The sequence below is a fragment of the Echinicola sp. 20G genome (assembly GCF_015533855.1).
Taxonomy (GTDB): domain Bacteria; phylum Bacteroidota; class Bacteroidia; order Cytophagales; family Cyclobacteriaceae; genus Echinicola.
Genome location: NZ_AP024154.1, coordinates 1,875,444 through 1,890,839 on the forward strand (window position 1 = coordinate 1,875,444; position 15,396 = coordinate 1,890,839).

The following is a 15,396-nucleotide window of genomic DNA, read 5'->3' on the forward strand; positions in this document are numbered from 1 at the left end:
TTAAAAAAATAAAATCCCCATGGTGGATGGATTGGATCATTTGTTAATTCTTTTATTGAGCACAAAGAACATTTAAAACTAGTCCAACTCTCGCAAACCATGGAGACCTTACTGAAATTATTAGCCCTAAGCTTAGTTTAACTAAACTTCTTCAATCTGCTAAAATTTAGCTGAGAAGGGCTATCCATAACGTGCAGAAACCTATCATTTTTGAACATCCTGGAAAATGATAGGTTTGGAAAGCTGTTGTTTTTCAGTTGTTTAATTGTTTTCAGTCTTTTCTTTGATAAACTGGCTTGGAGAGGAACCGAAGTGCTTGGCAAAAGCCCGGGTGAAATTATTGGGGATGCTATAGCCGACTTTGTACGCCGTTTCTGAAATATTGTATTGGCCACTCAACAAGAATTCTGCAGCTTGATTCATCCTAAAGGAGGTGACAAAATCTGATGCGGATTTATTGGTCAAAGCCTTGATTTTTCTGTAAAACTGGGAGCGGCTCATATTTAACTGCTCCGCCAGTGAGTCAATGTCTAAGTTTTCACTTTCTAAATTGGATTCAATTAGCTGGCGGGTTTTTTCAAGAAAAGCCACATCCGTAGCATTGACCGCAATTTTCTTCAAGTCCTTGGCAGAGCCATTGGAAAAAAGTTCCCGTAAGCGTTTCCGCTGCTCAAGAAGGTTGTGGACCTGGGCCCTTAAAACAGATGTGTCAAAAGGCTTGGTCACATACGCATCGGCGCCCGTTTCATAGCCCTCTGTTTTGGCTGCGGCGGATTGCCTAGCGGTCAAGAGGATGATCGGAATATGGCTGGTGCGTTCATCAGTTTTTAATTTTTCACACATCTCCAACCCATTCATGTCCGGCATCATCACATCACTGATGATCAAGTCTGGAATATGGTTTGTTGCACTTGCAAGGCCCTCCAAACCATTGTTAGCAGTGAGTACTTGATATTCCTGATCAAAGTTCATTTCCACGTAAGTTCGAATGTCATCGTTATCATCAACCACTAAAATTACAGCTCGATCAGGATCATTATTGTGAGAAACCGGTTTCTTTTTCTCATCTCCCTTGTCTTCAAAAGAAAGAGGTTCAGTGTTGGTGATTACTGTTCGTGAAGTTTCTGATGATGTTGTGTTGTCTGGAAGGAAAACTGAAAAGCAAGATCCCTTTCCCAATTCACTGTCCACCATGATTTTGCCTCCGTGTAGTGCGATTAGCTCCTTGGTGAGACTTAAGCCAATTCCAGAGCCTTTGTACTGCCCTTTATTATTGCTGGCTTGATAGAAAATCCCAAAGACTTTTTCCAATTCCTCTTTAGAGATGCCTTGTCCGGTATCTTTTACTTGGATAATTACTCCCTTCTTGGGCTGACTGGTTTCCTTTAGGTCCAGGGTGATTTTTCCTTGATTAGGGGTGAATTTGAAGGCATTGGATAGCAAGTTGTTCAGTACCATGGTCAGCTTGGCATGGTCGAAAGGTATAATCAGTGGTGTTGAGTTGGTCGTTACCTTGAAAGAAATTTGCCGTTGTTTGGCCATTTCTTCAAATGAGGCTGCGAGACTGCGCACAAAGGCTACTAGATCGGAATTTTCCAAATCTAGCTGCAAGTGCCCAGATTCCAGTTTTCTAAAATCCAGCAACTGGTTGACCAAGGCCAATAATTGTTGGGCGTTTCTGTGCATCAGTTGGTAATACTGCTCCGCTACCTTTTGTTGGGGTTTTTCAGCAATTAGCCTTTCCAGCGGGTCAATGATCAGCGTCAGGGGTGTCCTGAATTCATGGGATACTTCTGTGAAGAAATGGAGCTTGGCTTGGTGTATGGCTTCTTTTTTGCGCAGCTGAATTTTTGAATTCAAGTAACGGTACACGAGCCAAGCCAAGGTGCAAAACAGCATGAAATAGATTAGCATTGCCCACCAGCTTAGCCACCAGGGAGGAAGGATTTTGATTTTTAAGGTCGTAGCGGTTTCATTCCAGAGACCATCACTGTTGGCTCCGTGGACCTTAAAAGTGTAATCTCCTGCGGGAAGGTTGGCGTAGGAAGCAGTGGGTCGGGAGGCATCTGTAAAAATCCAATCTGCATCATACCCTTCCAGCATGTATTTGTATTTGTTGCTGCGAGGGTTGGCGTAATGCAAAGCTGTAAATTCTAGCATAAAGGTTTTGTCCCACCAAGTGAGCGTAATCTCTTCAGTAGCCAGCAAGGCGTTTTCAAGGATTATCCGGTCATTGACCTTATTACCTATTTGTACATCTTGGTGCATGACATCGAGCTGTGTCAAAACTACCTTTGGGGGATAGGGATTGGCTTTGATTTGGCTGGGCTGAAAAGATGTCAAACCATTTGATCCACCAAAAAAAAGCATTCCACTGGGAGCATGCTGAAAAGCTGCATTTTGTTTGAACTCATTGCCCTGAAGGCCATCTTGCATATTGAAGCTTTGCATTGCGCCAGTCTCGGCATTTACTTTTGTCAGTCCTTTGGTGTGACTGACCCAGATAGACCCTTGCGCATCAGCTGCCAAGGCTGTGGTAAAGTCGTCTGGAAGGCCGTTTTGCTTGGTGAAGTTTTGAAATCGATTATTTCTTGGACTCAGTTGGCTCAGGCCAGCATCTGTGGCTGCCCATATATTTCCCGTTTTGTCTTCTGCCAACGAATAAATTCGATTACTGAGAATTCCATTTTCTTGGCCTATATTTTCAGTATAGTTGGTGATGGTAAACTCCTTTTTGCCTATAAAATTGGGGGGAGGGGAGAGCTTGCTCAGTCCACCTTCTTCTGTAGCTACCCAAAGGTTGTTTTCCTGATCCACCAACAGGTCCATAATTTGGTTTCCAGCTAATCCCGATGCTTTATTGATACAATGAAACTCATCTAAATTGCGGTCGTATAGGGCAAGTCCATTATAAGTACCTACCCAAATGGCACCTTGTTGGTCCTCTGCTATCGCAAATACACTGGGGTGGCACATGTTCAAGCTACAGTTTTTAAACTCATCCTTGGCAGGGTCATAATATACCAGCCCTTTTTTGGTCCCTATCCAAACTAAGCCTTGGCTGTCGCAGAATAAATTTCGGATCATCAAATCGTTGAGAAATTTACTGCCTATATACGTGTATTTGTTTTCTTTTTTCGAAGGATCAATAATGGTGATTCCATGGTTTTCTGAGCCAACCCAAATTCTGCCTTGATGATCCACAGTCATGGCCCTGACGACATTGTCAACCAAGCCTTTTCCTTCTGATCCTTTGTGATAATTGACAAAAGGTTTGGTGTTCAGGTCAGCATGGTTGACACCACCAGACTGCGTCCCTACCCAAAAATGCTGCTGGTCATCCAAGTAGATGTATTTGGTAATGTTATCTGATAAGGAGGAAGGATCGTTTTGATCGGCTTGATAAAGTACGGAGTCGCCTGTTTGTCGGTTGATCTGTAAAAGTCCGTTGGAAGAGGTGAACCATTCATAGGTGTCATTAGAAGCTCTTTTTACGGAGTACCGGTATTGGATATTGATTTTATCGAGGATGTATGAAGGAGTGTTGTCCCTAGGGATTCTGTGAAAGTTTTCCTTTTCATAATTGTAAAGAAACAAATAGTCCCGGGGCTCTACTTCTATCCAAATATTGTTCAGTGAATCAGTTACAATTGCGCTGACCCTGTTGTCCGAAAGGGCTGTGGAATCATTTTCATTGGCTCGGAATACCTTGACATGGTAGCCATCGTAGCGGACAGCTCCTCCCCAAGTTCCAAACCAGATAAAGCCATATTTGTCTTTTGTAATTGAATAGACTGAATTTTGAGGAAGCCCATCGTTTACTGTAAGGTGTTCAAATTTCAAGTGGGTGTTTTGTCCATATCCCATTTTCCCAATGGACAGAAATAGAGAAAGTAGTACAAAAGAGATTTTCAAAATTCGGGACATGTTTGCCGAGTAGTAAATGATGCCAGTAACGAAAATAAAATTTATTTTTTGATATACCATGGGGCACTTACATGCAATGGATTTTGGTTCTATTCAGCTTTCAGCCTTATTTGGCAATACCTGTCTGGATTGTTTATTTTTACAACTACACCAAGGTCAAATAATAACTTTCAAGGAATTTATAGCCCTATTTGGTACATGGATAAGGTTTGTTGATCTAAGTCCATGTCTTTGGTAACGAAATAATATAGAGTACTTTTTGGGATGTGTAGATGAATTGTATTTTCGATTCCTATCTTTGTGAAAGATAGTAAAGTTTGTCAGGCTTACTCAAGAATAAGAAAAATCATTAATAATCAACTAAATAAACGAAGTACATCATGGAAAAGAAAGCGGATATTGGCTTGATTGGCCTGGCCGTAATGGGTGAAAACCTGGTTTTGAATATGGAAAGCAAAGGCTTTTCTGTAGCTGTTTATAACAGAACCACAGAAAAGGTAGATAAATTTATCGAGGGTAGAGGTGCTGGAAAGAATTTCATTGGAACGCATAGCATAGAAGAGTTAGTAGGGGCTCTAGAGACTCCTCGCAAGGTGATGATGTTGGTAAAGGCAGGACAGCCGGTAGATGATTTTATTGAGCAGATCATCCCACATTTGGATCAGGGGGATATCATCATTGACGGAGGAAACTCTTATTTCGAAGATACCATCAGAAGAGCCAAATATGTTGAAAGCAAGGGCTTTAAATTTGTAGGTACAGGGGTTTCAGGAGGAGAGATAGGTGCATTGAGAGGTCCATCCATGATGCCAGGTGGAAGTAAAGAAGCTTGGCCGGAAGTGAAGGAGATTTTTCAGGCAATTGCTGCGAAAGTAGATGATGGTGTGCCATGCTGCGATTGGGTAGGCGCTGATGGGGCTGGGCATTTCGTAAAAATGATCCACAATGGTATTGAATATGGTGACATGCAGATCATCACCGAAGCCTACCAATTCATGAAAGAGGTACTGGGCATGAACTATGATGAGATGCACGAAACCTTCAAAAAATGGAACAAAGAAGAACTCGATTCTTATTTGATTGAGATCACGGCAGATATCATGGCCTTCAAGGACGAGGATGGTGAGCCGATGGTAGAGAAAATCCTGGACACTGCTGGGCAGAAAGGAACCGGAAAATGGACTGGCATCGCAGCCATGCACTTGGGAGTTCCTTTGACTTTGATCGGAGAATCTGTTTTCTCTAGATTCTTGTCGGCTCAGTTAGATCTTAGGGCCAAGGCTTCTGAGGTTTTTGAAGCTCCTGAAATCAAGTTTGATGGAGATAAGGCCAAGATGTTGGATGATCTCAAAATGGCTTTGTATGGCGCTAAGATCATCTCTTATGCCCAAGGCTATAACCTTTTGATGGAGGCTTCTAAAGAGCATGGATGGGACCTGAACTACGGGGCTATTGCCTTGATGTGGAGAGGTGGCTGTATCATTCGCTCAGCCTTCTTGGGAGATATCAATAAAGCTTTTGACAAAGCACCGGATCTTCCTCATTTGCTGTTGGATTCCTTCTTTAGGGATAAGGTGCAAGCTGCCCAGCAAGGATGGAGAAATGTCTGTGCAACGGCCATTAGCAATGGTATTCCTGTGCCATCTTTGTCTTCAGCTTTAAGCTATTTTGATGGATTCAGAAGCAAACGTCTACCAGCTAATTTGCTTCAGGCACAAAGAGACTACTTCGGAGCGCATACCTATGAGCGCGTAGATAAGCCAAGGGGAGAATTCTTCCATACCAATTGGACAGGCGAAGGAGCCGATACTGTATCTACTGCCTATAACAGCTAGTAGCTTGAGATTGTCCTGAAAAAGTAATTATAAATTTAAGAAAAGGATCAGGCTCAATTGAGTTTGATCCTTTTTCAATTGCAATCATTTAAAGCTTAGGCCTTCAAAAAGTCCTCACTCTTATTGTTGCATTTTTCTTTATAAAGGGGCTAAGCTTTGTCTTTCAGCTTCATAACAGTGCAGAACGGTTTTAGGTAATTTTTGCCATAATTTGATCAGGCATTTAGTCTTCACAATATTAATAACAAGGTTAGAAGTGAAGGCTGCTAGGCTTAATTAGAAGTATCAATGGTCTTTGAATCTTGCCATCAAAAGTAGGTGGTGTTTTTTTGATGCTGCTATCCAGTTCAATCCCAAAATAATCAATTATGAAAAAAATCTATGGAAATTTAAAGTGTTTAACGATCCTCGTTTTGTCGTTGATCCTGATCACATCCTGTAAAGAGGATGAAATGGAGCCAGTTGAACCCGCAGCAGGCTTTACCACAGCTACGAATGAATTGATGGCAACATTTACGAATACCTCAGAAAATGTTGCTTCGTACTCATGGAATTTTGGTGATGGCAATACTTCCACGGAGGAAAACCCTAGCCATAGCTATGAAGCAGCTGGGATTTATACTGTTGTTTTAACGGCTAAGGGGGCAAACGGAAAAATAGTAGAAGCCGACGAGGATATAACCATTATTGAGAATCTAAAAGCAGCTTATACTTTTGAGAAAGAATACTTAATGGTAACCTTTGCTAACACCTCTGAAAACGCAGTTACTTTTTCTTGGGATTTTGGAGATGGTAATACTTCTACCGAAGAGAGTCCAATCCATACCTATGAGGCTGCGGGAACATATACAGTCGTTTTGAATGCTACGGCCCAAGGGGGAACAACTGTGGAGACCAGCCAAGAAATAACCGTGGAAGGACCTCCTCTAGCTGATTATACTTTCGATGATGAAGGTTTGACAGTAAACTTTAACAATACATCTGAAAACGTGGTGACTTATTCCTGGGATTTTGGTGATGGCAATACTTCCACCGAAGAAAACCCTAGTCATACCTATGTCGCAGAGGGAACCTATACGGTTGTTTTGACTGCTACAAGTGAAGATGGAGTCGTAGTAGAAACCAGTCAAGAGGTAACTGTGGAAATTCCGGTAGATACTTCTCTTTACACGATTGTGTTTGTTACCGATGATGCTTTGGATGATGATCAGATTGGATGGATAGAGGACAAGGGTTTTAATGTTATCAGGTATTACAATTCTACCCTCAGTACAGCTCCACAAGAGGATATAGATATGCTTAATGCGGCAGATTTGGTTATTATTGGACGTAGTGGTAATTCCGGAGACTTTGATGGCAATGATAAAATTGCTTGGAATGCCATTACAACTCCGCTGATATTGAATTCCCAATGGGGTGCCAGAAATAATCGCTTGAACTGGTTTGATAATGCAGGAAATCCTGCTGCTTATAATCCTGAAGGGGGAGAAGTAGTTCGTGCAATGATTCCGCAAACCGATGATATTGCTTTTGATGAAGTTACTATTGGTGAAGATAATTTACTCCCTTGGTTGGCTACCCCTGTGAACTTGCTTTATGTTAACACGGCTCCTAATGGACAAGTATTGGCTTCCAGCGCAGCGGGTGATGGTGGTAGTACTGAAGGTGGCGCTATGTTGTTTGTTCGCTTTGATACAGGAACGGAGTTCTATGCCGGAGCGGGTGAATCCGCCGCCGGGCCAAGGACTTACTTTGGTTTTGGGGCTGATGAAGGCGGTGCTTCTTATTATTGGCAGCTAACTGAGGAAGCAAAGTCGGTTTACTTTGAGGAAATAATCAGGTTGGTTTTATTGTAAAAACAGTTTGACCCCAAGTGGGACTACAAGAATCCGTGCTTTTATTGCCTATGATTTAGGTGATATAGGCACGGGTTTTTGATTATATGTCTATCCGTAAATATGCCAATAGCTTTAAGGTGCCGAGTTGATCCCCTCAGAATTTGCAGATGGACACAGATTTTGTTGAACAAAGGAAAGTAAAAGGTATAAACCCACTAGGTCCAAATCAGGCCATTGTGGAATAATTAGACTTATTGTCTTCACTCCAATAGAAGGTTTGGAAGTATTTTGGCAATATCATAAATTATAGGAAGCCAACCAGAAAGCGTAAAAACGATTTTCTTGGTTGGTTTTGTTTTTTTCTGACCATTACGTACTGTGCTGAACTGCAAAATTAATATCAGTTTATGTTAAAATACGACTGTTCTCCCCTTATAGGTCTAACGACCAAACTAATCGATTTAGTAACTTATTTTAGAGTGTTTTTTGAATTAAAGCAAGTGAAATTTACTGGGTTTAATGAACAAATTAAGCTCGAAAAGTAATGAAATCTTTGCAGGTATATAAATGTATAAAATACACTATACCAGTATAAACCATAACACTTGTTGAGTGCTACTTTTTTAAATTTCGTATATATCCCAAAATGTAAAACTTTTATGATGCGGCAATTGGCTTTCTTGTTCAAGAGGTTAATCAATCGCCATAAGGGCTAATTACTAGGGAGAAGTTGATTAACAAAACCTCAATAATCTATGAACAATTTTACAAAACTGCTTTTGGCGTGTTTTTGTTTGTCAGGCGTATTCTTGGTGGGCTGCCAGGAAGAGTTTGATGAGTATTATGCCAGACCCGAGGGCTTAGAAGGTCCGATCTATCAAGTTTTGTCAGATTCCGTCCGGTTTCGGGGGAATTTTGACCATTATTTGGCTTTGGTAGAAAAGGCAGGTTATAAGCAAACGCTCAGCACTGCAGGTTACTGGACCGCTTTTGCTCCCAATGATGAAGCTTTTGAGCTTTACTTCCAAGAAAACAATATCAGTGGTGTCGCTGACATCAGCGAAGAAAAGGCCCGCGAGATTGTCTCCTACTCACTCGTTTACAATGCCTACAATTTAACAGATCTTGCCTATTACCAAACCGGACCACAGCGTGATACACTTTCGTCTTCATTTCGCAGAAAAACGGCCTACTATAAAGGAGTCTTCAAGGAAATGGTCGAAGGAGAAGAGTTGGATATTGTGGCTACCAACAGAAACGGTATAGGAACCTACAACTTGGATGACAACAATAACAAGTACATGCCCTACTTTTTACAGCATTACCTGGATCGTCTGGATTTAACTGCCGATGATATTGAAGGGTTTTATGATCGACCGTTTTCAGGCGCCCAGGTTGCTGGGGCAAACATTATCCAAAGCAATGTGATTGCGGAAAATGGTTATGTACATGTGGTGGATCGCGTCATAGAGCCAATGCCAAACATTGCAGATTACCTCTCTGACAATCCCAATTATAGCTTGTTCAAATCCATTGTAGAGATGGAATTTAGAAATAGGCAAAACAACACAGCCATTAGTTATGATGCGGCTTCCTATCCAGAACTGACGGAAAGATTTGCTCCGGTATATGACCTAACTGGACCTGTTTATGTCAAGTCTTACACAGGATCTTATGCTTTTGCTCCCAACAATGAAAACTTTCTAAGTGGAGGAAATGATGCCCAATCAGATAGCTGGACCCTTTTTGTCCCTGAGAATGGGCCGTTGCAGCAATTTTTGGATGAAGTGCTGCTGGAGTATTATGGAGAACTATCCAGTGTGCCGGATCAGATTTTATTTGATTTTGTGAACATGCACATGTGGCAATCTACCATGTGGCCAAGTCGATTTGAGCTGTTCACCAACCTATTGAATGAAGAGGCAAGGTTTGATCCGGATGCAGATATTACTGACCAAAAGGTGCTCAGCAATGGCTTGTTTTATGGTACCAATAAAGTCCAAGAAGGTAACTTCTTTTTTACGGTATATAGTCGTCCCTATTTGGATCCTCAATACAGCATCATGAGGACACTTTTGGACAATTACAGGTTTACTGTTTCTGATCCAGGACAAAGCTTTGCATTGATGATGATGTCCAACCAACAATTGAATGATGCGGGATTTGAATATGATCCAGGGGCTAGAAATCAGTGGACTTATAATGGAGACCCTAACCAAGCATACGAAAGGTTGATTAGGATGGTGGAGCTTAGCATTATCAAATTGAGCAATCCTGATGAACTCGATGATATCTCTGGTTCTGGAATATTGGAAACCTACGGTGGGGAATACATTAAGTATGAAAACGGAATGTTTGTCGCTTCAGGAAATGTAGACAGTGGTGAGGCTGTAGTAGTAAATACAGGTGAAACCTATGAGGCAAACAATGGCTCGGATTTCTACACCGATGGTTTACTTACTTACACAGAGAAAGTGCTCTCAGAGAAAATTTTGGAAACACCCCAGTTCTCCAAATTTGCAGAATACCTTTCTAACTCCAGTATTTATGATCCCAATTCCTTACAGATCGAAGGAGTTTCTCCTGGACAGTTTTTTACGGTTTTGATTCCTTCCAATGATGCCATGGATGCTGCAATCGCAGATGGGGTATTGCCAGCGGATCCTTACACTTCTGACTCAGAGGAAATGTACACCATAGCCAGTTTCCTGAAGTACCATTTTGTACCTAGGGATATTATTGTTCCTGATGGTAAAAAGATTGTAAGTGAAGATGGTGAGGATTTCTCAACACTCTTTGCGACAGTGGAAGGTGAAATTAAAAAAGTTATCATCGACAACAGCGCCAACGGTTTTCAGCCTCCATACACCATGACGGTGACGGATGAAAAAGGAAATGTAGCCAATGTGAACATCCCTAACAGTAATGTCTTGGGAAGTTATGCGGTACTACATGAGATAGATCGAGTATTAGAAACTAACTAACCCCAATAACCAAAATATTTCTTATGCAAAATTTTACCAAGAAACTTTTGTGGTTTGTCATGGGGCTGACCTTGATATACACCGGGGCAAATGGCCAGCAACAGCAGGCGCAAACCCTGGAAATTGTCAAAGGACAGGTCATTGACAAAGAAGATCGGACATCGATCATTGGCGCCACTGTCGTAGAAGTGGATAGTGATGAAAGGACCTTGCGAGGAGTGGCTACTGATGTAAACGGTGAATTTTCCCTTAGAGTATCCAGCAAGCAAAATAGGATCAGAGTATCATTTATTGGATATAAAACCATCACTGTTCCGATCAACGGCCGTTCTGAGATCAACTTGGAGCTGGAGTTTGATGTCAGTGAGCTGGATGTTGCAGAAGTGACCGCTGAGAAGATGATTGATCAGGGAATGATGAAAATAGATGAACGTGACCTGACATCTTCCTCTACCCGGGTAGATGCTGAACTATTGAAAGAAATGTCTGCCCTATCCATCGACCAAGCACTACAAGGTAGAATGGCCGGAGTGGATATTGTGTCCAACTCTGGAGATCCAGGTGCAGGGATGTCCATTCGGATTCGAGGAACAACCTCCATTAATGGTTCCTCAGAACCTCTGATTGTGGTGGATGGTATTCCTTTCCAGACGGAGACATCCAATTTTGACTTTGCCAATGCCAATGAACAGCAATATGCACAGTTATTGAATGTGGCTCCTTCCGATATTGAGTCCATCACCGTATTAAGGGATGCTGCGGCCACCGCATTGTGGGGTTCCAGAGGTTCCAATGGTGTTTTGGTGATCACCACCAAAAGAGGTACGAAAGGTAAACCCACAGTAACCTATAGCTTTAGAGGTTCTGTTACCAAACAACCTGATCAGATCCCCATGCTAAATGGTGACCAATATTCCACCTTGATTGCAGAAGGATACATGAACAGCTTTGGTGTACCTCTGAATATCAACGCCAATAAGGAATTCTCTTATGACCCTTATGATCCGTACTATTTTTACAATTACAGTAATAATACAGACTGGATCGATCAGGTAACGGAACTGGGACATATGACAGACCATAATATTGCCTTATCAGGTGGTGGAGAGAAAACCCGATACAGGGTGTCTGTCAATAAAAATGGTTCTGTCGGAACAACCAAGGGAACTGCTTTTGATCGATTTGCGACAAGAATAGGTTTGGATTACCTGGTATCCAAAAAGATCAGGATCATGACTGACCTTTCTTATACCAATTCAAAAACAACTAGTAACTGGAATAGAAACCTTCGTTCTGTGGCTTATGAAAAAATGCCCAACATGTCGGTTTATGAATATGATGTGTACGGAAATCTAACACCTAACTATTTTTCCCCAGAGTCAAATATCCAAGGATCTTTCTCCGGAACTTATAATCCTTTGGCCATGGCAGAAGAGGCTTCGAATGTTGCTGAAAGCAATAGGATCATTCCAAAGTTTACTTTACAATATCATATCAGACCGGATCTGATGTTCCAATCTGATGTAGCCTTTGACATTAATAATACTAAGTCTTATGATTTCTTGCCTCAGGTGGCCACTGGTTTGCCTTTGAATAACCAAAATGTAAATGCGGCTTCTAATTCAGATTATGAAAACCTGATCACCCAAACTTTTAGTAAGTTGTATTATACGCCTGATTTGGGAGAAGATCATAGTCTAATGGGCTTATTGATGTTTACAACTTATGAAGTCAGAAGTGATGGATATTATGTGGCGACGACCAATGCCCCATCATCATTCTTGCAGGACCCTTCTTCTGTAACCAGAACTGATAATATTTCCCTTTCCTCTTCCACAAGTCAGTCAAGAGCGATTGGCATGCTGGCCAACGTACAATATGGCCTTTTGGATCGGTATATTATCAATGCTTCTTTGCGAAGGGATGGTAGCTCTAAGTTTGGTTCTAATAATAGATGGGGTACTTTTCCAAGTATTTCAGGTAGATGGAGAATCTCAGGCGAGCCATTTATGGAGAACCAAAGCTTAATCAACGAGTTGAGTTTAAGGGCCAGTTATGGGGAGAGTGGCAATACTCCAAGATCCAATTACCTGCATTTTAGTACTTTCTCCAATTTGAGCTGGAATTACTTGGGAGAAACAGGTGTGGTGCCGGATAATTTGGAATTGACCAATTACAAGTGGGAAAGTGTAGGGCAGACTAACTTTGGTTTGAACCTGGAGATGTTCCAAAGTAGGTTGATTGTGGGATTGGATGTTTACCGTAAGCGTACGAAAGACTTGTTCTTTGATAACCTCAGAATCCCAAGCTCTTCCGGTTTTTCTTCCATTGATATGAATATTGGTACCATGGACAATAAGGGTTGGGAGCTTTCAGTTTTCACGACTCCTTATAGGAAAGGTGACCTGAAAATCGACTTTGATTTTAATGTGGCCAGAAACGAAAACATCATTCAGGAAATCTCTGATTTGTACCAAACCGATAACCTAGAGGCAATGCAGTCCAATGGAAACTATTATGTGACCATTCAGGAAGGAAACCCATTAGGTTCATTCTATGGCTTCAAATACCTAGGGGTTTACAAAGATGGAGAGTCTACCATAGCAAGAGATGCCAATGGCAATGTGATCACAGGGCCGAATGGAGATGTGGTACAGATGATGTTTAACTATCCCAACATCGCTTATGAATTCCAGCCTGGTGATGCCATGTACGAGGATATTAACCATGATGGAAATATCGATTACAGGGACATTGTTTGGTTGGGAGATGCTAATCCAAAGTTGACTGGTGGCTTTGGTCCTAGGATCACCTACAAGAACTTACAGATTTCAGGGTACTTCAACTTCCGCTATGGTGCAGATATCGTGAACCGTACCAAAATGTTGACGGAAAACATGTATGGCTATGACAACCAGAATACTGCAGTGCTTAACCGCTGGAGAAGGCCAGGTGATGAAACAGATATGCCAAGAGCATTGATCAGAACAGGTTATAACTGGCTGGGTTCAGACCGATATGTGGAGGATGGTTCTTTTATGAGATTTAGAACTCTTACCGTTCGCTACAGCATGCCAAATGAGTTTTTGGATAAAATCAAATTAAAGGATTTGAGCTTTTATGTGACGGCAGAGAACCTCTTTACCTGGACAAGTTATACAGGACAGGATCCAGAGGTTGGTTTGATGAGTTCCAATGCCAATCGTCTCTTCCAAATCGGGTATGATGAGGCAAGGACTCCTCCTTCCAAGACCTTTACTCTAGGTATCAACGCGCGGTTCTAATTGATCATTTAAAGAAGATAACCATGTTTAAAAAATATATATCTTATACATTACTGGTTTTGATGGCCATTGCAGGGACAGCTTGTGATAGCTGGCTGGACCTTCGCCCAGTGAATGGGGTGGTCAAGCAGGACTTTTGGCAGACCAAAGAGCAAGTGCGCTCTGCACTGATTGGAGCTTATGCTTCTTTGAATGGCAACTATAGGGGCTACCAATTGACAGAGAGAATGTTCCTTTGGGGAGAACTAAGAGGTTATATGGTGGCCCTAAACACAGGAGCCAACTATAATGATACCCAAATTATTTTTGGAAATATCCAAGCGACCAATCCATTAGCAGATTGGAGTGGGTTTTATGGTACCATAAACCTTTGTAACAATGTCATTGAAAACGGGCCTCAGGCTTTGGATACGGATGAGACCTTTCAAGTAGAAGACCTGAACAATTATGTGGCAGAGGCCAGGGGTTTAAGGGCATTGATGTATTTCTATCTGGTAAGGACGTTTGGCGATGTGCCTTTGGTGACTGATGCTATTGATAGTGATGAAGATGAATTGACCATGCCCAAGGTCAGCCAAGATGAAGTGCTCGCACAAATTTTAGAGGACTTGGAGTTGGCTGAAGTAGACATCTATGAATCCCATGAAACATCAGCAGCCTCCAAAGGAAGGATGACCAAATATGCCATCAATGCCCTTCAGGCTGATGTGCATTTGTGGATGGAAAATTATGAAGAGGCTGTAGCGGCCGCTGACAAAGTATTGGCAGGACCTTACAGCTTGGTGGAGCAAGAGAGCTGGTTAAGGTCTCTTTTTGTAGAAGGAAATTCGACAGAAAGTATTTTCGAAATCCAATATGATGCACCCCAAAACAATGCCTTTTTTAACATGTTCAGTACGGTCCAAGGAAGAAGGTTTTTGGCCTATCCTTCCGTATTGGAAGATACTTATGGTTTCGATATCAATTTTCCTGAAGAAATTGATGCAAGAAGTATTGATGTGACGCTAAAGTCCAGTGGGGAAATCTGGAAGTACATCGGTTTGGGAGAGTCCCAGCGCCGTGAAGCGACAGATTCCTATGCCAACTGGATAGTTTACCGTCTTGCAGATGTGATGCTGATGAAAGCAGAAGGTCTCTCCCAAATTGGTAGAGGAGAAGAAGCTTTGGAAATCATCGCTGAAATAAGAGAAAGAGGTGGTGCTGTGGAGGCCACAGAGGAAAGTCCCTCAGCTTCCAGTGCCAATGACATCGTTCGTTATGTGCTGGCGGAACGGGCTAGGGAATTGGCTTTCGAAGGAAAGCGCTGGTTTGATTTGCTTAGGGTATCCAAAATGGACAATTACTCCAACTTGGATCTAATGTTGAACGCGGCCATTACCAATGCCCCGGAAACTAACTTGAACTCAATTTTGAACCAATTAAGGGACACACGCAGCCATTACCTTCCAGTTTATTTCTTGGAATTGGACGCCAACCCTGAGCTGGTTCAAAATCCTTACTACATCAAATAAACCTAAAATATCTGCAG

Annotated in this window: 6 protein-coding genes; 5 read left to right on the plus strand and 1 reads right to left on the minus strand. The window is 41.9% G+C overall.

The window, feature by feature from the left end; all coding sequences use genetic code 11:
• Window positions 1-261: 261 nt before the first annotated feature.
• Complete coding sequence (locus tag JL001_RS08265; protein ID WP_200975643.1) at window positions 262-3,927, minus strand: two-component regulator propeller domain-containing protein; 3,666 nt, start codon at window positions 3,925-3,927, stop codon at window positions 262-264.
• Window positions 3,928-4,307: 380 nt separating this feature from the next.
• On the opposite strand from JL001_RS08265, the gene gnd reads away from it, so the two are divergent.
• The 5 genes from gnd to JL001_RS08290 all read left to right on the plus strand — a co-directional run bounded on the left by gnd (window position 4,308) and on the right by JL001_RS08290 (window position 15,379).
• Window positions 4,308-5,762 carry a decarboxylating NADP(+)-dependent phosphogluconate dehydrogenase gene (gene gnd / locus JL001_RS08270; RefSeq protein ID WP_200975644.1) on the plus strand — a complete coding sequence of 485 codons (1,455 nt, stop codon included), beginning with the start codon at window positions 4,308-4,310 and terminating at the stop codon, window positions 5,760-5,762.
• Window positions 5,763-6,130: 368 nt separating this feature from the next.
• Window positions 6,131-7,618, plus strand: coding sequence for a PKD domain-containing protein (locus JL001_RS23260; RefSeq protein WP_200975645.1), 1,488 nt, complete (start codon window positions 6,131-6,133; stop codon window positions 7,616-7,618).
• A gap of 737 nt (window positions 7,619-8,355) precedes the next feature.
• Window positions 8,356-10,584 (plus strand): fasciclin domain-containing protein, encoded by a 2,229-nt coding sequence (locus tag JL001_RS08280; RefSeq protein ID WP_200975646.1) that lies wholly within the window; start codon window positions 8,356-8,358, stop codon window positions 10,582-10,584.
• A 23-nt stretch (window positions 10,585-10,607) separates the two neighbouring features.
• Window positions 10,608-13,868: a SusC/RagA family TonB-linked outer membrane protein gene (locus JL001_RS08285; protein WP_200975647.1), complete on the plus strand. Its 3,261-nt coding sequence runs from the start codon at window positions 10,608-10,610 to the stop codon at window positions 13,866-13,868.
• A 23-nt stretch (window positions 13,869-13,891) separates the two neighbouring features.
• Complete coding sequence (locus JL001_RS08290; protein ID WP_200975648.1) at window positions 13,892-15,379, plus strand: RagB/SusD family nutrient uptake outer membrane protein; 1,488 nt, start codon at window positions 13,892-13,894, stop codon at window positions 15,377-15,379.
• The last annotated feature ends 17 nt before the right edge of the window (window positions 15,380-15,396 follow it).

Bases quoted from the DNA above. Each gene is read 5' to 3' on its own strand.
- JL001_RS23260 (WP_200975645.1), top strand. From the start codon at position 6,131: ATGAAAAAAATCTATGGAAATTTAAAGTGTTTAACGATCCTCGTTTTG.
- JL001_RS08265 (WP_200975643.1), bottom strand. From the start codon at position 3,927: ATGTCCCGAATTTTGAAAATCTCTTTTGTACTACTTTCTCTATTTCTG.
- JL001_RS08280 (WP_200975646.1), top strand. From the start codon at position 8,356: ATGAACAATTTTACAAAACTGCTTTTGGCGTGTTTTTGTTTGTCAGGC.
- gnd (WP_200975644.1), top strand. From the start codon at position 4,308: ATGGAAAAGAAAGCGGATATTGGCTTGATTGGCCTGGCCGTAATGGGT.
- JL001_RS08285 (WP_200975647.1), top strand. From the start codon at position 10,608: ATGCAAAATTTTACCAAGAAACTTTTGTGGTTTGTCATGGGGCTGACC.
- JL001_RS08290 (WP_200975648.1), top strand. From the start codon at position 13,892: ATGTTTAAAAAATATATATCTTATACATTACTGGTTTTGATGGCCATT.